General features: G+C 60.6%; 26 protein-coding genes and 3 tRNA genes. 14 read left to right on the top strand and 15 right to left on the bottom strand.

The window, feature by feature from the left end; translation table 11 throughout:
• Positions 1–2: 2 nt before the first annotated feature.
• Positions 3–824: a formate dehydrogenase accessory sulfurtransferase FdhD gene (gene fdhD / locus O3306_RS00515; RefSeq protein ID WP_272001838.1), complete on the top strand. Its 822-nt coding sequence runs from the start codon at positions 3–5 to the stop codon at positions 822–824.
• Positions 814–1,032, top strand: a complete 219-nt coding sequence (locus O3306_RS00510; protein WP_272001836.1) for a formate dehydrogenase subunit delta — start codon at positions 814–816, stop codon at positions 1,030–1,032. The genes fdhD and O3306_RS00510 overlap by 11 nt, the downstream gene beginning before the upstream one ends.
• A 374-nt stretch (positions 1,033–1,406) precedes the next feature.
• Here the strand turns inward: O3306_RS00510 and O3306_RS00505 are convergent.
• Positions 1,407–1,482: transfer RNA gene (locus O3306_RS00505), tRNA-Lys, on the bottom strand.
• A gap of 141 nt (positions 1,483–1,623) precedes the next feature.
• On the opposite strand from O3306_RS00505, the gene dapF reads away from it, so the two are divergent.
• From dapF to O3306_RS00485, 4 genes are all read left to right on the top strand, one after another.
• A complete protein-coding gene (gene dapF / locus O3306_RS00500) occupies positions 1,624–2,424 on the top strand; it encodes a diaminopimelate epimerase (RefSeq protein WP_272001833.1) in 801 nt (266 codons plus the stop codon).
• On the top strand, positions 2,421–3,671 hold the full coding sequence (gene mtaB / locus O3306_RS00495) for a tRNA (N(6)-L-threonylcarbamoyladenosine(37)-C(2))-methylthiotransferase MtaB (RefSeq protein WP_272001831.1): 1,251 nt from the start codon (positions 2,421–2,423) through the stop codon (positions 3,669–3,671). Before dapF ends, mtaB begins: the two co-directional genes overlap by 4 nt.
• Positions 3,671–4,294 carry an FMN-binding negative transcriptional regulator gene (locus tag O3306_RS00490; protein ID WP_272001828.1) on the top strand — a complete coding sequence of 208 codons (624 nt, stop codon included), beginning with the start codon at positions 3,671–3,673 and terminating at the stop codon, positions 4,292–4,294. Before mtaB ends, O3306_RS00490 begins: the two co-directional genes overlap by 1 nt.
• 115 nt (positions 4,295–4,409) lie before the next feature.
• Complete coding sequence (locus O3306_RS00485; RefSeq protein ID WP_272001825.1) at positions 4,410–5,012, top strand: glutathione S-transferase; 603 nt, start codon at positions 4,410–4,412, stop codon at positions 5,010–5,012.
• A gap of 73 nt (positions 5,013–5,085) precedes the next feature.
• Here the strand turns inward: O3306_RS00485 and O3306_RS00480 are convergent, their stop codons facing one another.
• The gene (locus O3306_RS00480; RefSeq protein ID WP_272001823.1) at positions 5,086–5,772 is read right to left on the bottom strand and encodes an outer membrane protein; all 687 of its coding nucleotides are present in this window, start codon (positions 5,770–5,772) and stop codon (positions 5,086–5,088) included.
• 225 nt (positions 5,773–5,997) lie between these two features.
• On the opposite strand from O3306_RS00480, the gene petA reads away from it, so the two are divergent.
• Genes petA through O3306_RS00465 form a run of 3 tightly spaced genes read left to right on the top strand, consistent with a single transcriptional unit; the run spans position 5,998 to position 8,783 of the window.
• Positions 5,998–6,582, top strand: a complete 585-nt coding sequence (gene petA / locus O3306_RS00475) for a ubiquinol-cytochrome c reductase iron-sulfur subunit (protein WP_272001820.1) — start codon at positions 5,998–6,000, stop codon at positions 6,580–6,582.
• Between the two features lie 11 nt (positions 6,583–6,593).
• Positions 6,594–7,916, top strand: a complete 1,323-nt coding sequence (gene petB, locus O3306_RS00470; protein WP_272001817.1) for a cytochrome b — start codon at positions 6,594–6,596, stop codon at positions 7,914–7,916.
• A 15-nt stretch (positions 7,917–7,931) separates the two neighbouring features.
• Complete coding sequence (locus O3306_RS00465) at positions 7,932–8,783, top strand: cytochrome c1 (RefSeq protein WP_272001815.1); 852 nt, start codon at positions 7,932–7,934, stop codon at positions 8,781–8,783.
• A gap of 184 nt (positions 8,784–8,967) precedes the next feature.
• Here the strand turns inward: O3306_RS00465 and O3306_RS00460 are convergent, their stop codons facing one another.
• Positions 8,968–9,993 (bottom strand): LacI family DNA-binding transcriptional regulator, encoded by a 1,026-nt coding sequence (locus O3306_RS00460; protein ID WP_272001813.1) that lies wholly within the window; start codon positions 9,991–9,993, stop codon positions 8,968–8,970.
• A gap of 121 nt (positions 9,994–10,114) precedes the next feature.
• Here O3306_RS00460 and O3306_RS00455 point away from each other — a divergent pair.
• A tRNA-Arg gene (locus tag O3306_RS00455) sits at positions 10,115–10,191 on the top strand.
• 26 nt (positions 10,192–10,217) lie between these two features.
• Here the strand turns inward: O3306_RS00455 and O3306_RS00450 are convergent.
• The 5 genes from O3306_RS00450 to nth form a co-directional block, all read right to left on the bottom strand.
• Positions 10,218–10,964: an amino acid ABC transporter ATP-binding protein gene (locus tag O3306_RS00450; protein WP_272001810.1), complete on the bottom strand. Its 747-nt coding sequence runs from the start codon at positions 10,962–10,964 to the stop codon at positions 10,218–10,220.
• The gene (locus O3306_RS00445; RefSeq protein WP_272001807.1) at positions 10,961–11,635 is read right to left on the bottom strand and encodes an amino acid ABC transporter permease; all 675 of its coding nucleotides are present in this window, start codon (positions 11,633–11,635) and stop codon (positions 10,961–10,963) included. The genes O3306_RS00450 and O3306_RS00445 overlap by 4 nt, the downstream gene beginning before the upstream one ends.
• A 5-nt stretch (positions 11,636–11,640) precedes the next feature.
• Complete coding sequence (locus O3306_RS00440) at positions 11,641–12,393, bottom strand: amino acid ABC transporter substrate-binding protein (RefSeq protein WP_272001804.1); 753 nt, start codon at positions 12,391–12,393, stop codon at positions 11,641–11,643.
• A 348-nt stretch (positions 12,394–12,741) separates the two neighbouring features.
• The gene (locus tag O3306_RS00435; protein WP_272001801.1) at positions 12,742–13,728 is read right to left on the bottom strand and encodes an adenosine kinase; all 987 of its coding nucleotides are present in this window, start codon (positions 13,726–13,728) and stop codon (positions 12,742–12,744) included.
• The gene (gene nth, locus O3306_RS00430; RefSeq protein ID WP_272001798.1) at positions 13,725–14,369 is read right to left on the bottom strand and encodes an endonuclease III; all 645 of its coding nucleotides are present in this window, start codon (positions 14,367–14,369) and stop codon (positions 13,725–13,727) included. Before nth ends, O3306_RS00435 begins: the two co-directional genes overlap by 4 nt.
• 102 nt (positions 14,370–14,471) lie before the next feature.
• Here nth and O3306_RS00425 point away from each other — a divergent pair, with 102 nt between their 5' ends.
• Positions 14,472–15,314 carry a bifunctional helix-turn-helix domain-containing protein/methylated-DNA--[protein]-cysteine S-methyltransferase gene (locus O3306_RS00425; protein WP_272001795.1) on the top strand — a complete coding sequence of 281 codons (843 nt, stop codon included), beginning with the start codon at positions 14,472–14,474 and terminating at the stop codon, positions 15,312–15,314.
• 75 nt (positions 15,315–15,389) lie between these two features.
• On the opposite strand, the gene O3306_RS00420 is transcribed toward O3306_RS00425, so the two are convergent.
• Positions 15,390–15,863, bottom strand: coding sequence for a hypothetical protein (locus O3306_RS00420; protein WP_272001792.1), 474 nt, complete (start codon positions 15,861–15,863; stop codon positions 15,390–15,392).
• 257 nt (positions 15,864–16,120) lie between these two features.
• On the opposite strand from O3306_RS00420, the gene O3306_RS00415 reads away from it, so the two are divergent.
• From O3306_RS00415 to O3306_RS00405, 3 genes are all read left to right on the top strand, one after another.
• On the top strand, positions 16,121–16,789 hold the full coding sequence (locus O3306_RS00415) for an OmpA family protein (RefSeq protein ID WP_272001789.1): 669 nt from the start codon (positions 16,121–16,123) through the stop codon (positions 16,787–16,789).
• A gap of 191 nt (positions 16,790–16,980) precedes the next feature.
• Positions 16,981–18,087, top strand: coding sequence for a 3-isopropylmalate dehydrogenase (gene leuB, locus O3306_RS00410; protein WP_272001787.1), 1,107 nt, complete (start codon positions 16,981–16,983; stop codon positions 18,085–18,087).
• Between the two features lie 151 nt (positions 18,088–18,238).
• Positions 18,239–18,315 (top strand) — tRNA-Pro (locus tag O3306_RS00405).
• Between the two features lie 304 nt (positions 18,316–18,619).
• Here O3306_RS00405 and O3306_RS00400 read toward each other — a convergent pair.
• The 6 genes from O3306_RS00400 to O3306_RS00375 all read right to left on the bottom strand — a co-directional run bounded on the left by O3306_RS00400 (position 18,620) and on the right by O3306_RS00375 (position 24,952).
• A complete protein-coding gene (locus O3306_RS00400) occupies positions 18,620–19,999 on the bottom strand; it encodes an FAD-binding oxidoreductase (protein WP_272001784.1) in 1,380 nt (459 codons plus the stop codon).
• A gap of 37 nt (positions 20,000–20,036) precedes the next feature.
• A complete protein-coding gene (locus O3306_RS00395; protein ID WP_272001781.1) occupies positions 20,037–20,828 on the bottom strand; it encodes an ABC transporter permease in 792 nt (263 codons plus the stop codon).
• Positions 20,828–21,655, bottom strand: coding sequence for an ABC transporter permease (locus O3306_RS00390; RefSeq protein ID WP_272001779.1), 828 nt, complete (start codon positions 21,653–21,655; stop codon positions 20,828–20,830). Before O3306_RS00390 ends, O3306_RS00395 begins: the two co-directional genes overlap by 1 nt.
• A 22-nt stretch (positions 21,656–21,677) precedes the next feature.
• Complete coding sequence (locus O3306_RS00385) at positions 21,678–22,781, bottom strand: ABC transporter substrate-binding protein (RefSeq protein WP_272001777.1); 1,104 nt, start codon at positions 22,779–22,781, stop codon at positions 21,678–21,680.
• Positions 22,782–22,832: 51 nt separating this feature from the next.
• Entirely contained in the window at positions 22,833–23,900 is a 1,068-nt protein-coding gene (locus O3306_RS00380) for an ABC transporter ATP-binding protein (protein WP_272001774.1), read from the bottom strand.
• Positions 23,901–24,013: 113 nt separating this feature from the next.
• A complete protein-coding gene (locus O3306_RS00375) occupies positions 24,014–24,952 on the bottom strand; it encodes a LysR substrate-binding domain-containing protein (protein WP_272001771.1) in 939 nt (312 codons plus the stop codon).
• Positions 24,953–25,113 lie beyond the last annotated feature (161 nt).

Genomic DNA, 25,113 nt, shown 5'->3' with positions numbered 1-25,113 from the left:
CCATGGCGGTGCAGACCACACACAGCATGACCGGTCTTTCGGTCCAGCGCGAGGGGGGGCGCGACGTCCTGCGCAGCCTGCCCGAGGAAACGCCCGTGGCGCTGGTCTTTAACGGGACCACCGCGGCGGTGATGATGGTGACGCCCGCCGATCTGCGTGATTTCGCCTTTGGCTTTGCCTTTACCGAAGGGTTCATCACCAATCTGGATCAGGTCGAAACCTTCGAGGTCGTGACCCATCCAGCCGGGGTCGAGGCGCGGTTCTGGCTCGTCGATGATCAGGCGCAGGCGATGCAGAGCCGCAGGCGCAACATGCTTGGCCCCGTGGGGTGCGGGCTGTGCGGTATCGACAGCCTGGAGCAGGCCATCCGACCCCTGCCGGTGCTGACGGGATTCGGTCCGCTTCTATCGCGGCAGGACGTGGCCACGGCGACCGATGCGCTGCGTGATCACCAGCCGCTGCATGACCAGACCCGCGCCGTTCACGCGGCCGGGTTTTTGATGCCCGGCAAGGGGATCATTCTGGCCCGCGAGGATGTGGGCCGGCACAACGCACTGGACAAGCTGATCGGAGCGCTGACGCTTGCAGGCATCGACGCGGCGCAGGGCGCGATTGTCCTGACCTCGCGCGTGTCAGTGGAAATGGTGCAGAAAACAGTGATTGCGGGCTGCTCTGTGCTCATTGCCGTGTCGGCCCCCACGGCCCATGCCTTGCGCCTTGCACAAAACGCAAAACTTACCCTGGCCGCCTTTGCCCGCGCTGGCGGTTTCGATGTCTATGCCCACCCCCAACGTATCCTGAACGGAGCCTCTGATGCAGCCTGAAAAGATGGTCATGATGATCAATCAGATCGCCACATTTTTCTCGACCCAGCCCGGCGTGGATCAGGCGCGCTGTATCGCGGAGCATATCAACGACTTCTGGGAGCCGCGCATGCGAGAAAAACTGGCCGATCATGCCGCAGCCGGGGGCAAGGGGATGTCTGCGCTGGCGCTGGAGGCCTGCGCCCATGTGCGGGTGCCCACCGCATAACCACAGGGCGGCTGGCGCGCTTCATTTGCGTCTGTCTGCCCGATCCCGGAAAATGTGATCCCGATCAGGCATCTCGACTGCGAATTGTCGGTGCGACTCAACGCCTATCTGCTGATCCGCTTCGACTCACAGCTGTCTCGGCGACCTCGTCGCCGGAGGCATCAGAATCAATCAAGCTCACAACATCATGCCACTTTTTCGACCGGTGCAGCGTTCCGAACCTGATATGGCCGAGTGAATCCTCCCATAGGTTGCGTCAAGGCTGACGCAACCTATGGGAGGGAAATCACAGAATTTTACGACTAAAAGCTTATCTTGCGCTTATCTTGCGGCGCGCAAGAACGAGTATACACTTGCTAAGTATCTGATTTCAGTGGTGAGCCGTGCAGGATTCGAACCTGCGACCCACTGATTAAAAGTCAGTTGCTCTACCAACTGAGCTAACGGCCCACTAGCGGCGTATCTAGAAAGAGCGCGCGGGGTGGTCAACCCCGAATCCGCCTCATATTGCAGACAGATGCTGGATTCACCCGAGATCGGGGTTTATATGCGGCGATGATGGACACTCGCGCAGATAATGGTTGGCCCTTCATGAAGATGCATGGGCTGGGAAACGACTTTGTCGTCGTTGATGCGCGCGCGCGTGCGATCACCGTCACCCCGGCGCTTGCCATCGCCATCGGCGACCGGCATCGCGGCATCGGTTTCGATCAGCTGGCGGTCATCGATGCGGGCGCGGGCGACGCGCATCTGACCTTCTACAATTCCGATGGCAGCACTTCTGCGGCCTGCGGCAACGCCACCCGCTGCATCGCGCGCTACCTGATGGATGAGGGGGGCAAGGACGCGCTGCACCTGACCACCGAACGCGGCGATCTGTATGCCCGCGATGCGGGCGATGGTCTGACCTCGGTGAACATGGGCGCGCCGCAGCTGGCGTGGCAGGACATCCCGCTGGCCTCGGAAATGGATACGCTGGCGCTGCCGATCGACGGTGCGCCGGTCGCGACCGGCATGGGCAATCCGCATTGCACATTTTTTGTCGAGGATGCCGGGACGGTCCCGCTGGAGGAATTCGGCGCGCGTCACGAGCATCACGCGCTGTTTCCGCAGCGGACCAATGTGCAGGTCGCTTCATTGGTCGGCCCCGATCACCTGCGCATGCGGGTGTGGGAGCGTGGCGTAGGCATCACGCTGGCCTCGGGGTCGTCGTCCTGTGCCGTGGCGGTGGCGGCGGCGCGGCGCGGGCTGACGGGGCGCGCGGTGCGCATCGATCTGGATGGTGGGACGCTGATGGTGGACTGGCGCGACGACGGCGTGTGGATGACCGGCCCGACCATGCATGTGGCCGACGGCACGCTGACCGCCCAATTCATCGAGGCCGCGCAATGAGCGTGCCGGTCTTCTCGAATCACGGCTGTCGCCTGAACGCCTATGAGACAGAGGCGATGAAGGAGCTGGCGGCCAGTGCCGGGCTGGAGGGCGCGGTGGTGATCAACACCTGCGCTGTCACCGCCGAGGCGGTGCGCAAGGCACGCCAGGACATTCGCCGCCTGCGCCGCGAGAATCCGGACGCGAAGCTGATCGTGACCGGGTGCGCCGCACAGACCGAGCCTCAGACGTTTGCCGCCATGCCCGAGGTCGACGCGGTGATCGGCAACACCGAAAAGATGCAAGCCAGCACATGGGCGGGGCTGGCGGGTGATTTCGGCACGGAGCCGATACAGGTTGATGACATCATGTCGGTGACCGAAACGGCGGGCCACCTGATCGACGGGTTCGGCACCCGCAGTCGCGCCTATGTGCAGGTCCAGAACGGCTGTGATCATCGCTGTACATTCTGCATCATCCCTTACGGTCGCGGCAATTCGCGCAGCGTCCCGGCTGGCGTGGTGGTGGACCAGATCAGGCGGCTGGTGGATGCGGGCTATAACGAGGTGGTGCTGACCGGCGTCGATCTGACCAGCTGGGGGGCGGACCTGCCGGCCGCGCCGCGGCTGGGCGATCTGGTCATGCGCATCCTGCGGCTGGTGCCCGACCTGCCGCGCCTGCGGATCAGTTCGATCGACAGTATCGAGGTGGACGAGAACCTGATGTGCGCCATCGCGACCGAATCGCGACTGATGCCGCATCTGCATCTGTCGCTGCAACATGGTGACGATCTGATTCTCAAGCGGATGAAGCGGCGGCATCTGCGCGAGGATGCCATCCGCTTTGCGCAGGAGGCGCGCCGCCTGCGGCCCGACATGACATTCGGGGCCGATATCATCGCCGGTTTCCCGACCGAGACCGAGGCGCATTTCGAAAACGCCCTGCGGCTGGTCGAGGAGTGCGATCTGACCTGGCTGCACGTCTTTCCCTATTCGCCGCGGCCGGGCACGCCTGCCGCGCGCATGCCGCAGGTGGACGGGCGCCAGATCAAGGCGCGGGCCGCGCGGTTGCGCGCGGCAGGTGCGGCGCAGGTCACGCGGCATCTGGCGGCGCAGGTGGGCCGGGATCACAGCGTTCTGATGGAAAGCCCGCATATGGGGCGAACCGAGCAGTTTACCGAAGTGCATTTCGAGGCCGCTCAGCCTGAGGGCAGTATCGTGCCCGCGCATATCACCGGGGTCAGCGCGACCGGCCTCAACGCGGCCTGATGCATCCCAACCCCGCCTACCGTACCGAGGCCGTAGAGCAGAACCTAGATTTTGCGCGCGAACAGGGGTTTGGGGCTCTGGCGGTATGCGCTGACGGCGCGCCGCTGATCAGCCATATCCCGTTTATCCTGAGCGAAACCGGCGATGCCGCCGAATTTCATCTCGTGCGATCGAATCCCATTGTTCGGGTGCTGGCAAATCCCAGCCCCGTGCGTCTGGCGGTGCAGGGGCCGCATGGCTACATTTCGCCCGACTGGTACGGGACCGAGGATCAGGTGCCGACCTGGAACTATGTGGCAGTGCATCTGACCGGCATGGCGGAACTGCGCCCTCAGGCCGAGTTGTGCGCCCTGCTGGATCGGCAATCGGCGGCGTTCGAGCAGCGTCTGCTGCCCAAGGCCCCCTGGACCACGGAAAAGATGACGGCAGAGGTGCTGGAACGGATGATGCGCCAGATCGTGCCGTGCCGGATGACGGTGACGGACGTGCAGGGCACATGGAAGCTGAACCAGAACAAGCCGGACGATGTGCGGCTGTGCGCGGCGGATCATGTGGACGGGTACGGGATGGGTATGGAAACCCGCCTGCTGGCGGCGCTGATGCGAGGCGCGGGGCCGGCGTGACCTCATGGCGTCTTTGAGGCCGCGGCGCGGGCCGGAAACCGCGTCACTTGGTGCTTCAAATGGGGTGCAGGCCAGTCTAAGCTTGGTCAAACCAGCGGTGAAGGAACCTCTCGCGATGAAACTGATTTCCGCCATCCCGTCCCCCTATGGTCGCAAGGTCAAGGCATTGCTGCACGAGATCGGTCAGACCGACAGGGTAGAGGTGGTGCTGGTCGCCACCACGCCGGTCAACACCGACTCGACGGTTGCTGCCGCCAATCCGCTGGGCAAGATCCCGGCGCTCATTCGCGACGATGGCCCGGCGCTCTATGACAGCCGGGTGATCTGTCGCTATCTCGATGCGCAGGCAGAGGCGGGCATGTATCCCGAGGCGCGGCTGTGGGATGTGCTGACGCTGGAGGCGACGGCCGACGGGATCATAGATGCGGCGATTTCGATGGTGTACGAGCTGCGAATTCGCCCCGAGGAAAAACAGTTCGACGGTTGGCTTGATGCGCAATGGGCCAAGGTCACACGGGCGCTCGACGCGCTGGAGGCCCGCTGGATGAGCCATCTGGCCGGACCGCTGGACATGGGCCAGATCAGTACCGGCTGCGCGCTGGGCTATCTCGATTTCCGCCATGCGAACCGCGACTGGCGCGCGGCGCGCCCGCAGCTTGCTGCGTGGTACGGCGTCTTTGCAGAGCGCGAGAGCATGAAGGCGACCGCGCCGGAGTGATGCGCCGAGCGATTCTCGCCGCATCGCCCCCGAATCATCTGCGATCAAAGATTCGGGGGAAGAGTGGTGCGGTTCAGAAGCTGTAGCTGATCCCGATATTCACCGCGTGCATCACCAGCTCGGTTCTCAGCTTCGTGGGCGTCTGGGCCGGGATGGCAGGATTGGGGTCTACGGTGATATCGTTGTCCGACCAAATGATCTGGTACTCGCCGAACAGCCCCCAACGATCATTGATGGCGTATTTCATGCCCGCGATCCCGCGTGCGGCGATCCCCGTCTGCTCATAGCCAAAAGTGCGCCCGGCCGAGCCGATCACCTGAATATCCACATGCGGCACGGCAATCCCGAGGCCTGCACCGATATAGGGGGTGAATTTCGACCCCGCAAAGGCATCGGGCCAGCGCTTCAGCACGTTTGCGGTAATGATGTTGTGCCCGTCGGACAGCTCGAACCGGCTGGTGCCGATGATTGCCTGATCCGCGGCACTCGCATAGGCCTTGGCATGGGTTCCCTCGATCCCGAAGCCAAGGTTGTTGGCGGTCCACCACGTCGCCCGAGCGCCGTAATAATAAGGGTTATCCAGAGGATTGCCGTCCCACTTGAATTTACGGTTCACCACCGTACCGTTGGGCAGCGCGCCCGAAACGGTGCTGTCATCGACGCTTTGCAAGCCCATATACAGGCTCAGTTCAACTTCGGCGGCGGCCGGGGCGGCCATCAGGAAAATCGCGGCCAGAGCGGTCTTGCAGGATCTCAGCATATTGGCGGGCTTTCGATTTGTGGGGTTTACTTGATGAGGACCTGCATACACCCGTGCGTGGGCGGCCTCAAGCGCGACACAAGAGCGCGCGGAGTCAATTCGGTGTGATTGCAGACTGGACGCCCTCGGTTACGCCCGCTAAAGATCGCCTTGGAAAGGTTGCGGGTGTCCGCGACCCGTCACCCTATGGGGCGATTGCCCGCCGCAACCAATGGAGAATACCTCGTGTCCCACGCAGATGATCACGAAGGCACCCGGAGAGATTTCCTCTACTACGCCACCGCCGGCGCCGGTGTCGTCGCAACTGGTGCCGCCGTCTGGCCGCTGGTCAATCAGATGAACCCTTCGGCCGATGTGCAGGCTCTCAGCTCGATCCTGGTGCCGGTCGATGGTGTCGAACCCGGCACGCAAATCACGGTCAAATGGCTGGGCAAGCCGGTTTTCATTCGTCGTCGCACCGCGCCCGAGATCGAGGCCGCCGAAAAAGTGGACGTCTCGACCCTGCCGGATCCGTTGGCCCGCAACGCCAATATCGAAGCAGGTTCGCCGGGCACCGATGACAACCGCGTCCTGACCCCGCCCGAAGGCAGCGATGCCGTACCCGGTGAGTGGCTGGTGATGATGGGCGTCTGTACCCACCTTGGCTGTGTGCCGCTGGGTGACGGCGCTGGCGATTTCGGCGGCTGGTTCTGCCCCTGCCACGGCTCGCATTACGATACCGCAGGGCGCATCCGCAAAGGCCCCGCACCTGAAAACCTGCCGGTTCCCCCGGCTGAATTCGTCGACGCTTCGACGATCAAACTGGGATAAGGACACGCGCAATGGCTGGAATTCCGCACGACCACTACGAGCCCAAGACAGGCGCCGAGAAATGGCTTCACAGCCGTCTGCCGATTGTCGGGCTGCTTTATGACACGATCATGATCCCCACACCCAAGAACCTGAACTGGATGTGGATCTGGGGCATCATCCTGACTTTTTGCCTGGTGCTGCAGATTGTCACCGGCATCATCCTGGCGATGCATTATACACCGCATGTCGATCTGGCCTTTGCGTCGGTCGAACACATCATGCGCAACGTGAATGGCGGGCACTTCCTGCGCTATCTGCATATGAACGGTGCCTCGTTGTTCTTTGTCGCGGTCTACATGCACATCTTCCGTGGTCTTTATTACGGGTCCTACAAGGCCCCGCGTGAGATCACATGGATCATCGGCATGCTGATCTATCTTGCGATGATGGGCACGGCCTTCATGGGCTATGTTCTGCCTTGGGGACAGATGTCCTTCTGGGGTGCTACGGTGATCACCGGCCTGTTCGGCGCGATCCCGTTCATCGGCGAGCCGATCCAGACATGGCTGCTGGGCGGACCGGCGGTGGACAACGCTACGCTGAACCGCTTCTTCAGCCTGCACTACCTGCTGCCTTTCGTGATTGCGGCATTGGTGGCGGTGCATATCTGGGCCTTCCACAGCACGGGCAACAACAACCCCACCGGGGTCGAAGTGCGCCGCACGTCCAAGGCCGATGCGGAAAAGGACACGGTCCCGTTCTGGCCCTATTTCGTGATCAAGGATCTGTTCGCCCTGGCGGTGATCCTCGCGATCTTCTTTGCCATCGTTGGCTTCATGCCGAACTACCTGGGTCACCCCGACAACTATATCGAGGCGAACCCGCTTTCGACGCCTGCGCATATCGTGCCTGAATGGTACTTCCTGCCCTTCTACGCGATCCTGCGTGCCTTTACCGGCGATGTCTGGGTGGTGATGTTTGCCAGCTGGATCACCGGCGGCATCGTCGATGCCAAGTTCTTTGGCGTGCTGGCGATGTTCGGCGCGATCGCGGTGATGGCGCTGGCGCCCTGGCTCGATACCTCTTCGGTGCGCTCCGGGCGTTATCGGCCGATGTTCAAATGGTGGTTCGCGTTGCTGGTGCTCGATTTCATCGTCCTGATGTGGGCGGGGGCAATGCCGGCAGAGCCGCCATTCTCGACCATCTCGCTGATCGGATCGACCTATTGGTTCGCCTATTTCCTCGTGATCCTGCCGCTTCTTGGCGTGATCGAAAAACCACTGCCGCAGCCCGAGACAATCGAAGACGATTTCAAGGCGCATTACGGCAAAGCCGAAACACCGGCTGAATAAGAAAGGACCAGAGGAATGTTCAAAGCACTTGGCCTAGCCACAGTCACAGCCCTGGCCCTTTCGGCCGGGGGCGCCTTCGCCGCCGGCGGCGGGGGGCATGTCGAAGATGTGGATTTCTCCTTTGAGGGTCCATTCGGCAAGTTCGACCAGAACCAGCTGCAACGCGGACTCAAGGTCTACACCATGGTCTGCTCGTCCTGCCACGGGCTGCAATACGTCCCGATCCGGTCACTGTCCGATGAGGGCGGGCCGCACCTGCCAGAAGATCAGGTCCGCGCCTATGCGGAACGCTACGAGGTGTTCGATGCTGAACTGGATGATTTCCGCCCGGCGAAACCGGTCGATCATTTCCCCGGTTCCACGCTGGACAATGCCCCCGACCTTTCGCTGATGGCGAAGAAACGGGCCGGATTCCACGGGCCGCTGGGGTCTGGTATCAACCAGATGTTCAAGGGCATGGGCGGGCCGGAATATATCTATTCCCTGCTCACCGGCTATCATGAAGCACCCGAATGCGCTCCCGAGGACTTCCCCGGATCGTATAACGCGGTCTTTGCTGCGGGCGGCTTTCCCGACTCGTGCAAGAACGAAGACGGATCCCACATGGTGCCGGGTAGCTGGATCGCGATGGCCCAGCCGCTCTATGGCGAGGATGTCGACTTTGATGACGGGCACGACAATGACCTGCATCACGTCGCCGAGGATGTTTCGGCCTTCCTGATGTGGACGGCAGAACCCAAGATGATGGCGCGCAAGACCGCGGGCCTGACTGGTGTGATTTTCCTCACGGTCCTGTCGGTGCTGCTCTATCTGACGAACAAGCGGATCTGGGGCCCGATCAAGGGTAAGAACAAGAAGACAAGCTGATCGGTCAACACCGCGATGCTGTTGAAACCCCGTTCGCACCGCGAGCGGGGTTTTTTCGTGGCCAGCCTCTGGCCCGGCGACCCTTCGGGCAAGGCAGGTTGTGGGAATCGGTTTTGGGGCAAGCCAGCCGAAAGCCGTGCCGAGGCCACAGGCGGCCTATTACGCTTTGATTGACTTCAGGGGCTTACGGGCGGCGCAGGGTGTCGCCGTAGCTGATGGTTGGCTCCAGCGCCACGCGCACTGGGGAGTGGTCGGCATCGCCATGCAGCCGGGCTGCGATGATCTCGGCGGCGCGGCGGCCGATCTCGTTGCGGCAGGCGTCCATGGTGGCCAGTTCGCGCGGCAGGCCCTTGAGCAGGTTGAGCCCGTTGAACCCGGCAAGCCCCATCTGGCCGGGGATTTCCACGCCCTGTTCCAGCAGCCAGAGCAATCCGCCCGCACCGATCATGTCGTTGGAATAATAAAGGAAGTCCAACTCGGGATCGCGTTTCAGGATATCCTGGGTCATTTCGCGCCCCTTCACGAGGGCCGAGCCACCTTCGTAGAACTCCTGATCCGCAATCTCGACGCCGCCCTTGGCCAGCGCGTCGGTAAAGCCTTCAAACCGTTTGCGGGCGCGGTGATCGCGCGGCATCTTGGTGCCCAGAAACCCGATCCGCTGGTAGCCCGCGCGCAGGATGGCGTTCGCCATCTTTTCCCCTGCGCGGCGATGCGAGATACCGACCACGGAATCGACCGGGGTGCCGTCCACATCCATGATCTCGACCACCGGGATACCGCTGGCTTTCAACATTGCGCGTGATGCTTCGGAATGCTCCAGCCCGGCGATGATCACACCGGAGGGGCGCCAGGACAGCATCTCGTAGAGGACTTTCTCTTCTTTCTCGCGCGAATAGCCGGTGACACCGACGACCGGTTGCAGCCCTGTGTCGTCAAGCGCATCGTTGATCCCGGTCAATACCTCGGGAAAGACCAGATTGGACAGCGACGGGATGATCACCGCCACCAGATTGACCCGGCTGGAGGCAAGCGCGCCGGCGATCTTGTTGGGGACGTAGCCTAGCTCCTTGGCGCTGGCCAGGACGCGGGCGCGCGTGGCGTCTGATACGTCGCCGCGATTGCGAAGAACGCGACTGACGGTCATCTCGGATACACCAGATGCCTCGGACACATCACGCAGCGTCAACGGGCGATTAACTTGATTGCTCACGGCGGTGTGTTCCTGAAATTGCTTGCGCCAACGTTAGCGCGAACAGATCGCCGGGATCAAGCTCCACGGGTCTATTGCACGGGTGACATCCTCGATTTCGCGCGCTAAGAAATGGCAGCGTGGTCCCGTGGCTCAACTGGATAGAGCAGCCCCCTCCTAAGGGGCAGGTTGCAGGTTCGAATCCTGCCGGGATCACCATGTTCCCCGAGAGTGCGGGCCGGAGTTCACCCGACGCGCCGCAAGAAGGCCTGAGTGCGTGGGTCTTGTGGGTGTTCCAGCAATTGTTCGGGCGGTCCCTGTTCGACGATATGACCATCGGCCATGAAAATGATCCGGTCCGCTATTTCGCGGGCGAATTGCATTTCATGGGTGACAATCAACATGGTCTGGCGGTTCTCGGCCACCCGGCGCATCAGGTCGAGCACCTCGCCGACCCATTCGGGGTCGAGCGCCGAGGTGGGTTCGTCAAACAGCATCAGGTCGGCATCCAGCGCCATTGCCCGGCCGATCCCGACGCGCTGTTGTTGCCCGCCCGACAATGCGGCGGGATAGGCATCGGCCTTTGCGGACAGGCCAGTTTCACGCAGGATGGCATCGGCACGGGCATTCGCGTCGGATTTACTTTGGCCTTTCACCGTGATCAGCGCCTGCGTGATATTTTCGCGCGCCGTCTTGTTGGCGAAAAGTCCGTAGTTCTGAAACACGAACGACGTGCGGCGCCGCAACGCGAGAATCTCGGCGCGCGAGGCGGTGCCGGCATCGACGCTCAGATCGCCCACCCGGATGAGTCCGGCGTCGGGGCGGTCGAGGAAATTCAGGCAACGCAGCAGGGTCGATTTGCCGGTGCCGGACGGGCCGATCACGACCACGCGCTCACCCGGTTTGATATCCAGCGAGATGTCCTTGAGAACGCTGGTGTCGCCGAATGTCTTGGTCAGACCCTTGATTGAAATTCCGCTGTCCGAAGTCATCTTGCATGCGCCTTGTTCAGGTGGGTCTCCAACCGGCGCTGTACGTAGGCCAGCACCTCGACCAGGATCCAGTAGATCGCGGCGACGACCAGAAACGCCTCGAAATAGAGAAAGCTGCCGGCGGCTTCTTTCTGTGCCGCGCCCATCATTTCGGTCACCCCGAGCGTGAAGGCAAGCGACGTGCCCTTGATCATGTCGATGAAATAATTGACCAATGTGGGGGCTGCGACCCGTGCGGCCTGCGGCAGGATGATCTGTCTCATCATCTGCAACTGGGTCATGCCGACGGCCTGCGCCGCCTCCCACTGGCTTCGGTCCACGCCAAGGATTGCCGCGCGGATGCTCTCTGCCATGTAGGCGGAGAAATGCAGCGTCAGGCCCATGATCGTGGCGGTCACGCCGTTGATATTGGTCAGGAAGGACAGCACCTGCGGCAGGCCGTAGTAGAACAGGAACAGCTGCACCAGAAGCGGCGTGCCGCGAAAGAAGCTGATGAAGAGCCGCACGAAGAGATCCACCACCGGCACGCGAAACACCCGCTCGACGGCCATGACCGAGGCAAGCACCAGCGCAAACGCCATGCCGACCAAGGCCATGAACAGCGTCAGCGGGATATAGCCGACCAAGACGGGCACCAGATCCCACATATATTCCAGGTCGAGCGCCCGCATGATGTCTACTCTGCCGCCGTGATGTCAGCGCCGAACCACTTTTCGGAAATCTCGGTCAGGGTGCCGTTTTCCTTCAGCGTCGTGATTGCGGCGTCGACCCTGTCGCGCAGCGCCCTGCCTTCGGCATCGTCGCGAAATGGCAGCGCATTGCGGATCTCGCTGAAGGGCTTGCCCGCAAGGGCCAGGGGCAGGGGGCTCTCGGCGATCAGCTGTGCGGAAGAAACCCGGTCCATCACAAAGGCATCGACGCGACCCAGAGCCGTATCCTGGGCGATATTGCTTTCGTAGGTGCGGATGTCGATCTCTCCGGCATTCGGCAATGTGTTCAGCAAGTCTTCGAAGTTCGAGCCGAGGTTCACGGCAACGGTCTTGCCGCTCAGGTCGCTGACGCTCTGAATGCTGGCCTCGTTACCTGCCTTGACGACGACCTGCGCCCCGTCAAAGACGTAAGGCTGCGAAAAGGCGAATTTCGCCTCGCGTTCCTCGGTGATGGTGATCTGATTTGCGATCGTGTCGATACGGCCCGAGTCCAACGCACCGATCAGGCCGGAAAAGGACATGGTGACGAAATTGACCTCGTCGCCGGTTTCGGCCGCAATGGCGTTGATGAAGTCCACTTCGAATCCCTGCAACTTGTCCAGCTGGACGAAGGTGAAAGGAAAGTAGCCGCCGGACATGCCGACATTCAGGGTATCCGCCTGCGCCGTGCCAATTGTCGAGGCTAGCAAGAGAGCGGCGATTTTGGTGATATTTTTCATGACTGACTCCGTGTGTTCGAGAGGCAGGTAATATCGCCGAAACGCGCTGCAATGGCGGGATTCAAGACAGGTCTGCCGTGACGAAACTGTCAGTTTTGTTGGAACGCTGTTCTTTGAAACGCGCGTTTTCCAGAAAGGAATTGTCCTGAAATGGCCCGGGGAATCGGGCTGTCCGGCGCGGTGCGGCCCGGTTGAGCGGGCGGGGCGGAAAACGGGATATGCGACCGGGGCCTGCTGGCTGACCATGCGCGGTGAGAAGCGGACGAAAGGCGTGTGAAAATGGGCCTGCGCGGTAGCGTCAGGGGTAAGCCAAGCCGCCTTTCGTCCTTCGATGTTGCGCGTGTTTCCTCAGATTAGTCCCTGCGCCGCGAAGAGCGCTTTGACATCTGTCTCGGGGCGCGCGCCGTAATGGCCGATCACCTCGGCGGCAGCGATGCAGCCCATGCGCCCTGATGCCTCGAGGCTCTGCCCGGTCGCCAGCCCGTAGAGGAATCCGGCGGCAAACTGATCGCCCGCGCCGGTGGTGTCTACCGGTGTGATCGTATCCACCGGCACTGTCACCGTCTCGTCGCGCTGGACGATCACCACGTCCTGCCCTGACCGGGTGCAGACCACCAGCCCGCTCTCGGCGGCGGCCTGTTCCAGCGCGGCGCCCAGATCGTCGCTCTGGTAGAGCGATTGCCACTCGTGTTCGTTGCCGATCACGTAATCCAGTTCGCGCACGAGGATGCGGAAATCATCGCGATGGCGGTCGACGCAGAACGGATCGCTGAGCGAAATCCCGGCCATGCCGCCGCCTGCGCGGCAGGCCCGCGCGGCCTCGGTAAAGGCGGCCTTGCCGCGCGGCTTGTCATAGAGATAGCCTTCGAGAAACAGCAGGCCGGCGCCGCCTGCAACATCGCCCGGCACGTCCTCGGGGCCCAGCTCGGTTGAGATGCCCAGATAGGTGTTCATCGACCGCTCACCATCGGGCGAGACAAAGATCATCGAGCGCGACGTGGGCAGATCGCCTCCGGCCACCGGCGGGTTGACGAAATCGCAGCCCACATCGGCCATGCCCGTGGCATAGAACTGCCCCAGCGCATCATCGCAGACCCGTCCGATGAACCCGGTCGACAGGCCAAGCGCGCCAAGCCCCGCGATGGTGTTGGCCACCGACCCGCCCGCCATCTGGCGGCGGTTTTCCATCGCCTCGTACAGGGCTTCACCGCGCTCCTGTTCGATCAGTTGCATGATGCCTTTTTCGATCCCCATCCGCGTGAGGAAGGAATCGTCACTTTGACAGATAACGTCGACGACCGCGTTGCCGATGCCGACAGCCTGGTATTTGCTCATAGGTTCTTGTCCTCAAATTCGCAGAGATCACGGATCAGGCACGATCCGCACATGGGTTTGCGCGCCTTGCAATGGTAGCGTCCGTGCAGGATCAGCCAATGATGCGCGTGGTGTTGGAAATCGGCGGGAATGTTGTCTTCGATGGCGCGTTCAACGGCCACCACATCCTTGCCCGGACAGATCCCCGTCCGGTTGCCGACGCGAAAGATATGGGTATCGACCGCCTGCGTGGGCATGCCCCACCACATGTTCAGCACCACGTTCGCGGTCTTGCGGCCGACGCCGGGCAGCGATTGCAGCGCGGCGCGGGAATTGGGCACCTCGCCGCCATATTCATCAACCAGAATCTGGCTCATCTTGATGACGTTCTTCGCCTTCTGTCGAAACAGGCCGATGGTCTTGATGTGCTCGGTCAGCCCCTCGATCCCGAGGTCGAGCATCTTCTGCGGCGTGTCGGCGATGGCAAACAGGGCGCGCGTCGCCTTGTTCACGCCGGCATCGGTGGCCTGCGCGCTGAGCGCCACGGCCACCACAAGCGTATAGGCATTCACATGCTCCAGCTCGCCCTTGGGCTCTGGCTCGGCGGCCTGGAAACGCTCGAAAATGGCGCGGATGGTGTGATAGTCGAGTTGCCTTGTCATGCAGGCTGCTATGCCCGCAAAAACATATATGCGCAACATTCGGGTCGCATGGTGCGCCGCGCGAGACTAGTTTGAGTGACACGAACCAGAGGAGCGCGAGACATGAATGTTCAGGCCGATGAGGGGTATCACTTTCAGGTTATGCGCCGCGCGATCGAGCTTATCGATGCGGAAGGTGCCGACATGACGCTTGATCAACTGGCGGGTGCGATGGGCATGAGCCCGGCCCATTTCCAGCGCCTGTTTTCAGCATGGGTGGGCGTGTCGCCCAAGCGCTATCAGCAATACCTGACGCTGGGCCACGCCAAGGCGCTGCTGGAAGATCGTTTCACCACGCTCGCGGCGGCGGATGCGGCGGGCTTGTCAGGGACGGGCCGCCTGCATGACCTCTTCCTGCGGTGGGAGGCGATGAGCCCCGGAGAGTTTGCCCGCAAGGGCGCGGGGCTGACGATCCGCTGGGGATGGTTCGACAGCCCGTTCGGGCCAAGTCTGGTGATGGGAACAGAGCGCGGCATCTGCGGCATCGGTTTCGCCGCCGAGACAGGGGCCGAAGCAACCATGCAGGACCTCATGGGGCGCTGGCCCAAGGCGATATTCATCGAGGACGAAGCGATGCTGCGCCCCTGGGTGCTGGCCGCCTATGGCGCGGATGCCGCCCAGCCTGCGCCGCTTTACCTGATCGGCGCACCGTTCCAGATCAAGGTATGGGAGGCTCTCCTGCGCATTCCCACCGGCCACGTCACCACCTATTCTGAAATCGCGGGCGCCATCGGCAGCCCCCGCGCGGTGCGCGCCGTGGGCACGGCGGTGGGCCGCAATCCGATCAGCCTGCTTATTCCGTGCCACCGGGCTCTGCGCAAATCAGGCGGGCTGGGGGGGTATCACTGGGGATTGCCGGTGAAACGGTCAATCCTAGCATGGGAAAGCGCGCGCGCAGAGGCCTGAGCGGAATTGCTCCCCAATTCCGGCAGGGAGCATTTCCATTCTCCAACCACGCTTGCCGAGAGGACAGCGCCGCCCCTAGCGAAGTGTTACGGCGCCTCTGAGCGTGTTGACGGCCGTGCCATTGGCTTGGTTCACATTGGAGGTGAACGTCCCGCCGCCTGACGCCTGCAGGTACAGGCCGGTGCCGCTGTTCACGGTCCAGTAGCCGATTATTTCGCCCTTGGGGTTCATCCGCCGTGCCACCCAGCCCATCAGCACGCGGTCGCCCTCCAACCCGTCCAGCACGCAAACACCGTTGCCGTCGGCTGCGCCACCGCGCAATTCCACCGTGCCAAAACACCGCCCGGACAACTGGTTCATCGGGTGGCTTTTGTTTGCCATTTCGAACTTGGTATAAGTGATGCGTGAATTCAGAACCTTGTGATCGGGGCCGAATTCGATCAACTCCGAGGTCGACTGCCCGGAGGCGACGCCATCGCTGTTGAACGCTTCGGCATGCCCTTGTGTGGCCGCGGCCACGGCAAACGCTGCAATTGCCAGTCTCATCATCATAGCTATCCCCCCAAGTTTCATTTTTTATTTGTTTGAAAGGTCGAGCGTAGGGGCATCGGACCTGTTTGGCAATTACGGCGACCCCGGACGGGGGCCGCCGTCCATTTGCTGCGCCAGGGCGCAAGACGTCATACGAAATGGAAAATTGCGCGAATTGCCGCCGATTTCCCCTCTGTTGCGTATTGGGCAGACGCGGTGCACCGCCTATAGTCACCCCATCCCGGACCAACGGGCGCAATGAAGAGGCATACCCCATGATAAGAGCATCCAAACCTATTCTTTTTCTCGCCGCATCCTCGCTGGCGCTGGTCAGCGCCTGTTCAGAGCCGGCCTATCTTGAAGGCAGCGGCACCGACCCCAACCGCAAGGCGAAGCAGGGCGCGCTGATCGGCGGGGTGCTTGGCGCGCTGACCGGTGCGGTCGCCAGCGACAAGAAAGGCAAGGGTGCAGTGATCGGCGGGGCCGTCGGCGCGCTGGGCGGTGCGGCCATCGGCAACGCGCTGGACAAGCAGGAGGCGGAACTGCGCCGCGATCTGGACAACGACCGGGTCCAGATCACCAATACCGGCGACCGGCTGATCGTGACGCTGCCGCAGGACATTCTGTTTGACGTTGACAGCGCGCGGGTCAATTCCAGCCTGCGGGGGGATCTGCTGACCGTGGCGGACAGCCTGCAATCCTATCCCAATTCCACCGTGCAGGTGGTCGGTCACACCGATAACACTGGCGAGGCCGCGTATAATCAGGCCCTGTCCGAACGCCGCGCCAATGCGGTGGCCGATGTGTTGATGGATGGCGGCGTTGGATTCGGCCGCATCCAGACCTACGGCCGGGGCGAGCATCAGCCCATCGCGTCCAACCTGACGCCCGATGGCCGTGCCCAGAACCGCCGGGTCGAGATCGTGATCCTGCCAAGCGCCTGATCCGTCATGATTTGCAGGAAGGCCCCGCCCAATGTGCGGGGCCTTTTTGCATCGCGCTGAAGGTGTCGCGGCCCCGGTGGGCCGGTGTTTTCGCGTGGCGCGCGGGCATTGCTGTCCAACCTTTATTGACGCCCCGTCGCCTACGCGCTACCCGATTGCCGAACGTCAGACACGCAAAAGGACCGTATCCCATGACCACGCACTCGCTTCTCATTCTGCCCGGTGACGGGATTGGCCCCGAAGTGATGGCCGAGGTCCGCAAGATCATCGACTGGTTCGGCTCCAAGCGTGACATATCGTTCGACGTGTCCGAGGATCTGGTGGGCGGTTCCGCCTATGACAAACACGGCACGCCGCTGCATGACGACACGATGGCCAAGGCGCAGGAGGTGGACGCCGTTCTGCTGGGCGCCGTGGGCGGGCCGAAATACGACGATCTGGATTTTTCCGTGAAGCCCGAGCGCGGCCTGTTGCGGCTGCGCAAGGAAATGGACCTGTTCGCCAACCTGCGCCCGGCGCAATGCTTTGACGCGCTGGCCGATTTCTCCAGCCTCAAGAAGGACATTGTTGCCGGCCTCGACATCATGATCGTGCGCGAGCTGACATCGGGCGTCTATTTCGGCGAACCGCGCGGCATCTTCAATGAAGGCAACGAGCGCGTCGGGATCAACACCCAGCGCTATACCGAGAGCGAGATCGACCGCGTCGCGCGCTCGGCCTTCGAACTGGCCCGCCGCCGTGGCAACAAGGTGTGCTCGATGGAAAAGGCCAACGTGATGGAGAGCGGCATCCTCTGGCGCGAGGTGGTCAACCGCGTGCATCAAGAGAGCTACAGCGATATCGAGTTGAGCCACATGTATGCCGACAATGGTGCGATGCAGCTGGTACGCGCGCCCAAGCAGTTCGACGTGATCCTGACCGACAACCTCTTTGGCGACATCCTGTCGGATTGCGCAGCGATGCTGACCGGTAGCCTCGGGATGCTGCCCTCGGCCAGCCTTGGCGCGCCGATGGCCAACGGTCGCCCCAAGGCGCTTTATGAGCCGGTACACGGCTCGGCCCCTGACATCGCGGGGCAGGCCAAGGCAAACCCGATCGCCTGTATCCTCAGCTTTGCCATGGCGCTGCGCTATTCGTTTGATCAAGGCGACGAGGCCGCCCGTCTGGAACAGGCCGTGGAATCGGTGCTGGCAAGCGGTGCGCGCACTGCTGATTTGATGGGCCCCGAAGGCGGCACGCCGATGGCCACTTCGGAAATGGGGGATGCGATCCTGGCTGCGCTCGACGCCAGCCTCTGAGGCCAGATGGTTTTGCGGCGCGGCAGCCACCTGCTGCGCCGTTCTGCACCATCCGTCCCGTGGGGTGATGCGCGCAGGCAAATTGCTGTCCGCGCGCCCCCACAGAACGCTTGCAAAGCCGCCGCGCATTCGGTATTTGCCGCGCCAGTGTCGGAGTGTAGCTCAGCCTGGTAGAGCACTGTCTTCGGGAGGCAGGGGCCGGAGGTTCGAATCCTCTCACTCCGACCAATGAAACAAGGTCCCTCACGGGGCCTTTTTTCCTTTCAAGGCATAGCTCTGAGGTTCGATGAACTTGAGAAGTCAGCCTTGCTCCTACGCGCTGGCGGCTTTGCGCAGGTGCTCTTGCTCAGGGATTGTGGGTGATACGGGCACCGCGCACATGGTTCGTCTGGCGATCTTTCAGCCGTACGACCAGCAATGTATCGACATTGCCCAGCCAAATGGATGGTACTGTTTCGGATCACAATTTGGCTCATGCGGGTGGGTTTGTGCAGGCGTCTGACGGTCAGAAAGTTTCCCCGATGAAAACCTGTTACTGACCACTTAGGATCTTGCCAGGGTTCGCCATGTTCGAGGGGTCCAGGGCTTTCTTGATTTCGAGCATGGTCGAGATGGCCTCCGGCGACCGGGACTGGCTCAGGTGAGATTTCTTCTCGAGTCCAATGCCATGTTCTGCTGACACGGTAGTGTGGTGAAAAGCCTCGAGCGCGCCATAGATGATATTGTCCACTGTTGCATGCTGTCCGGGGGCAGGTGCCGGGCCGACCATGACATGCAGGTTACCATCGCCCAGATGGCCGAACACGAATGATTCCATCTCGGGACATTCCGCCGAGAGTCGTGACTTGATCCGCGCTACATAGTCGGGGATATCTCGCAAGAGCAATCCGACATCATAGGACAGGCTGGGGCCATGGGCTGTATCAACGATGTCGGAGTCTTCCCGAATTTGCCAAATTGCCTGACGCTGCGTGTCCGACTGCGCCACGACGCCATCGGCAATGGTTCCTCGTTCGAACCCGTCCGCCAGAAACTCTGTCAGCAATTCCTGGGCGTCGCCGGCACCCCACTGTCCAATTTCGATTATGCCGTAGATTGCGCATTCGGTCTCAAGCAGTCGGTTTCCCAAATGCCCAGTTGTCAGGTTGAAATAATCCGGCCACATCGCCTCGAAAGAGATCAGCCCGCCGCCAAAGCTCTGTTTTGCAGACAGCAACACATCAAACAACGCATCTGCGCTGGGGCACCCAATCAATGCTGTCCCGATACCGGCCGGTTTGCTGTGCAGGCGCATGACCACCTTGGTGATGATCCCCAGCGTTCCTTCAGCACCAATGAACAACTGCTTGAGGTCATAGCCCGCATTGTTCTTCACCAACCGATTGGTCAAATCCAGAACAGTGCCGTCAGGCAGAACCACCTCGAGACCAAGAATATTGTCGCGGGCCATTCCGTAGCGGAGCGCCTGAATGCCGCCCGCATTGGTCGATGCCATCCCGCCCAGGGTCAGGCTGCCGCGAGAAGGCAGATCAACCCCCACATGCATGCCATGCGGCTCGGTCGCATCAATCACCTGCTGCAAGACAACCCCGGCATCCGCAACAATCATACCCTGAATGGGATCGACTTCGCGGACGCTGTTCATGTTCTCCAGTGAAAGCGCAACCTGACCGGGCTTAGATGCTGTTCCCTGCACCAGCCCGGTTAACCCGCCATGAGGCACAATCGGAATCTGGTGCGCCTGTGCCAGTTTGCAAATCTGGCTGACCTGTTCGGTCGATATGGGCGTGAGCAGAACGCCGGAGACGAAGCTGTCTTCACAATAGCCCGGGTTCCGCAAAGCGAGGCGTTCACCGGATACAACGTTTTCCACGCCGATACAGCCTGCGAACAGGTCGCAAATGTCAGTCACTTGCATAAATCACAACTTCTATTTGATCGGATAGATATTATTTCTTTTGGCGGTATTCGTGCACGGTCTTGGCGATGATTGCGATCGTCGTGAGAACCATCAGAAGGACTGACACCGCCGCGATGATGGGGTCCACGTTCAGCCGCAGCCCGTCCCAGATCCGTTTGGGCAGCGTGATCACGTCGATGCCGCTGACAAACAGGGTCACGGCGATTTCCTCCCAGGACAACACGAGGCTGAGGAACCAGGCCGAGAATATCCCGAATTTCAGGTTCGGCAGAATCACCATGAAGGTGGTCTGCATCCGTGTCGCACCCAGATTGCGGGACGCAAGTTCCAGCGATTTCTCCAGTCTTGCCGTTGCTGTCAGCATGACGATGACGGCAAAGGGAGTGACCATGATCACATGTGTCAGGATCAGCCCGGCATAGCTGTCCAGCAGGCCGATGCGCGCTTCGAGAAAGTAGATAATGACCGCGGAAACGACAGGTGGCACTGCCATGGGCAACAGCGAAAAGCCCACCAAAACGGGCCCGAACCTGGGCTGTCGAAACCAAAGGCCAAGCGTGAAGGAAACCGCCAGGAAGGTCGCGACCACGCTGCTGATCAGCGCCACGAAAACACTATCGCTGATGCTGGCCAGCCAGACCTCGTCAGAGAACAACGCCTTGTAGTGGCGCAGCGACCATTCGCCTTGCGGCATGGACAGGAAGCGTTTCGGCGTGAACGAGACCGGGATCACTGCGATCAGCGGGAACAGCATGAACAGCCCGGTCAGGTAGACGGCGATCCACAATGAAAGGCTCTGAAGATTCTGGATCGGTTTCATTAGTTGACCAGCCTTTCCGGGCGGATGACTTTGAACAGCAGCCCTGCGAGCGCTCCGACGATAGCCAGCACGAAGATGCTAAGTGCAGCGCCGAAACCCCAGTTCGCGGTTTGAAACATCTGGATGTAGATGTACTCGGCCACCATCACGATCTTGCCACCGCCGAGGATGGCAGGGGTGATGAAGAAACCCAGTGCAAAGACAAAGACAATGATCGCCGACGCCAGAACACCGGGGATAGTCAGGGGGAGAAATACGTTCCAGAATGTGAAACCCGGTGTGGCCCCCATGCCGCGCGACGCCAAAAGGACGCGCGCATCTATCTGGCGCATCGAGGCCGCAATCGGGAACACCGCAAACGGCACCATGAAATGTACCATCCCCAGGATGACCGAGAATTCGGTACGCACCAGCGTAAGAGGCTCTGCGATCAAGTTGAGATCCAGGAGGAACGTGTTCACAATACCCTTGTTTCTCAGGATCACGACCCAGCCGAACGCACGGATCAGCACCGAAATCCAAAACGGGATGAAGATGCAAAGTTCCATGAAGAACTTGCGTGCCGGCGACCCGTAGACCCAATGATAGGACATCAGGTAGGCCAGCATGACCGAGACCACGGTCACCGTCAGGCAGATACGAGCGGTGCGCCAGAGAATGTTTAGCGTATCAGTGTCTGTCAAAACCCGGGCGTAGTTTTCGAGGCCCGCCTCGGGGCGCGATACGGACCACCCGAACACGCCCGCCAGAGGCAGCAGGTACACTGCCAGAAGTAGAACGGGCAGCATCCACATCGCAACGGTATGAATGTTTATTCTAGACGACATGGTGCTGCCCTTTTCCTTTAGATCAATCGCTTACCAGAGCCAGATACTTGTCCAGCGCGGGTCCGAAGTGATCGGCATACCATTCGGACTGAAGGGCAACCTGACGTTCCAGATTTTCCGCGGAACTGGCATCGATCGCCTTGTGTTCGTCGGGCACCATCGCGTGCGCGGCAGGGTTGGCCGGGCCGTTGCCGAGCTGTTCAAGCAGGATCAGCTGATGCTCGGGGGTCTGTGAAAGTTCGATGAATTGCATCGCGGCTTCAGCGCCTGCCGGGTTGCCCTTGATTGTGCACCACCCAGACGGCGTTACGAGGCCTTGATCAAAGGTCCAGTCGACTTCGCCTTCCGTATCCATCTTGGTCAGATTGGCGCGCGTGTGCCACAAGAGCCCCATGGAAGCCTCGCCATCACGTAGCAGCTGCTGGCTCTCGGCTCCCGACTGCCAGAAGGAAACCACATGCGGCTTGATGGCCTCGATCTTGGCCAGCGCCCGGTCGACATCCAGCGGATACAGCTCGGCCGGGGATACCCCGTCTGCCAGAAGTGCGGCTTCGAGTACGCCGGTCATCCATTTGTAGAGCGTGCGCTTGCCCGGGAATTTGTCTACATCCCAGAAATCGGCCCAGGTCGCCGGGGCCGTGTCGAAACGGTTGGTGTCATAGGCCATGACATAGCTAAAGAAGTAGGATGGAACGCTGAATTCAGCATCAAAACCGGGCTGCACCTTGGCACGATCAACGATGTCATAGTTGATCGGTTCCATCATGTTTTCGCGGCCCAGGCGCAGTGCGGAATAGGGCTCGGCATCGCACACATCCCAACGGACGGCGTTGCTTTCGAACTGGGTTTTCATCGAGCCTTCCAGTGGACCGGACCCGTCAAGTTTCAGTTTCAGTCCGGTAGCGGACTGCAAAGCTTCGGCAAATGCGGCTGAGTAGGCGTCAATCGCGTCGCCGCCCCAGTTCACGACCACAAGCTCGTTCTCTGCGGCCAAAGCCGCGTCAGGACGCGCGATAGTGACGGCACCCAATGCAGCAAGGCCGGTCAGGAATGAACGGCGGTCCAGCTTGCCTGAGCGGAACCGCTCTGCCAGGATTTCACAGCAATCTCTTTGAAAGTTACTCATTTTATTTCCTCCCATTTTTTCAGTGCGGCCCTATCCGTGCCGGGAAATGTTTCAGTCGGCGATGATGATACTGTCGTTGGGGGACCACGAGACCCACAGCTCGGAGCCGATGGCCGGGTCAATGTCTGTATGTGAACTATGTGTTGAAACTTCGATTGCCTGCCCCGATGCGGTGGCAAGCGTCAGGTCAATATGCGACCCTTGATAGGTCGATTGCATTACCTTTGCTTTGAAGCAGTTTTCGGTCGCATCAACCTTCTCGGACGTCAGCGTCATATTTTCTGGACGCACGGCGATGGCCGACACCGGCCCGCTCAGGTTGCCAGTGCTGGCCGAAAGGGGCCCATCAACGGACCGCCCCCGCAGGACACCTCCGTCAAGGGCCGTGTCCGAGACCGGGAACAGGTTGATTTTTCCCAGAAACTCCGCGATGAATCGGGAATTCGGCGCATTGTAGATCGTGTCCGGGGTGTCCAGTTGCATCACCTGGCCTTTGTTGAAGATCGCGATATTGTCAGACAAGGCCAGAGCTTCGCCCTGGTCGTGGGTCACGAAAACAAAGGTGGTGCCGGTTTCCTCGTGGACGCGTTTCAGCTCGACCTGCATTTGTTCACGCAGGTTGCGATCAAGGGCGGACAGCGGTTCGTCCAGCAACAACATGTCGGGTTGAAACACCAGTGATCGCGCCAGCGCCACTCGTTGCTGCTGGCCGCCGGACAACTGTGACGGCTTCTTGTGGGCATGTTCCGAAAGGCCGACGGTTTCGATGATCCGGCCCACGCGCTCCTTGCGCGTGGACGCATCCACCTTGCGGATACGCAGTGGGTAGTCGACATTTTGCCAGACGGTCATGTGGGGAAACAGGGCATAGCCTTGGAACACCATGCCAAAATTCCGCTCTTCCGCGGGCATGGCGCTGATATCAACGCCCTCTTTGATCAACTGACCGGATGTTGGAACCGTGAAACCCGCCAAAATCATCAGCAGGGTGGTTTTCCCCGAACCCGATGGTCCGAGAAAGGTCAGAAACTCACCTTTCGTGATTTCCATGTTCACGTTTTTCAGCGCATCAAAGTCGCCGTAACGTTTGCAGATATTGTTTGCGGTTATTTGCGACACGTTACTTGCCCTTCTTGCGCCAGGTCAGATTGCTCATCTGAGGCGGAAGGGTTGCAAGAAACAATATTCAAGTCAAATGAAAGAAAGTAGACAGTAGCGTGACGAAAATTCACCTATTCCGCGCGGATGTGCTGACCGAGCGAGAATTCGGCAAACCACTGTGACATCCAGTCTATGGCCAGCCGACTGGCGCGGCGGTCAACGCGCTCTTTCGGGCCTACGATGAAATAGGCGGAAGGCCCTTCGATCTGGGTCTCGAACAGGCGGATCAGTTTACCTTCGATCAGGGCATCGCGAGCCAGCACGTCATCGCCCATTGCAATACCGGTGCCCGCCACGGCGGCATTCAGGCAATGAGTGATGTCGGAAAAGATGATCCCCTTGTTCAACTGGATGCTTTTTGTCGTTGCGGCTGACAGCCATTTGACCCAATCGCCCTGATTGCAATGATGCAGTAACGGGAAATTGGCCAGTGCTTCGGGTTTCGGAATGCGGCCGACTCGATCCAGAAAGCTTGGTGAACAGACCGGAAAGGCATGGGGGGTAAACAGGTGTTTCACATACATCCCTGGCCACGCGCCATCGCCATAGACAATCGAGAAATCAACGTTATCGCTGGACAGATCGCTGTAGTCGTTCTGACTGCTCAGCTCGAGATCAATATTGGGATAGAGTTCAAGGAATTCACCGATGTGATGTGCCAGCCAGAAACTGCCCAGACCTGAAGCGCTTCGGATTCTAAGCCTGCCAAATGGTTCTGATCCGCCCAACGGCAAGCTGGCAAGTTCGACGATCTTGAGCGCTTTGCGGATCTCTTTGACATAGCGATTCCCGGCAGAGGTCAGTTCGACTTTGCGCCCTATACGATTGATGAGCTTGACCCCGAGACTGTCCTCCAACTTTCGCAACTGATGTGAAACTGCACTGGGCGTCACGCAAATCCATTCGGCTGCGCGTTGAAGAGTGCCCAGACGCGCCACGGCCTCAAGCATTCTGAGCGCGGTGATCGAAGGATAGACAGAGCGAGCGGTAACATCGATGGGGTCAGCCATTTAAGAGCCTCTTTCGGAGTTGTTTGAGTGAATATTTCTCTCGTTGTGGAATACTTTATCTCATTTGACATGAGTAAATCTTCAATAAAGGATGACGCCAGTGTGATTTCGCGCTTGCGCAGAACGATGACCCGTTCCCTGAGCGCCCGGCTAAGAAAGGT

The sequence above is a fragment of the Roseovarius sp. ZX-A-9 genome, from assembly GCF_028369135.1.
GTDB lineage: Bacteria > Pseudomonadota > Alphaproteobacteria > Rhodobacterales > Rhodobacteraceae > Roseovarius.
Note: the sequence above shows the minus strand (reverse complement) of the source record. Positions and strands in the feature narration are given on the sequence as shown.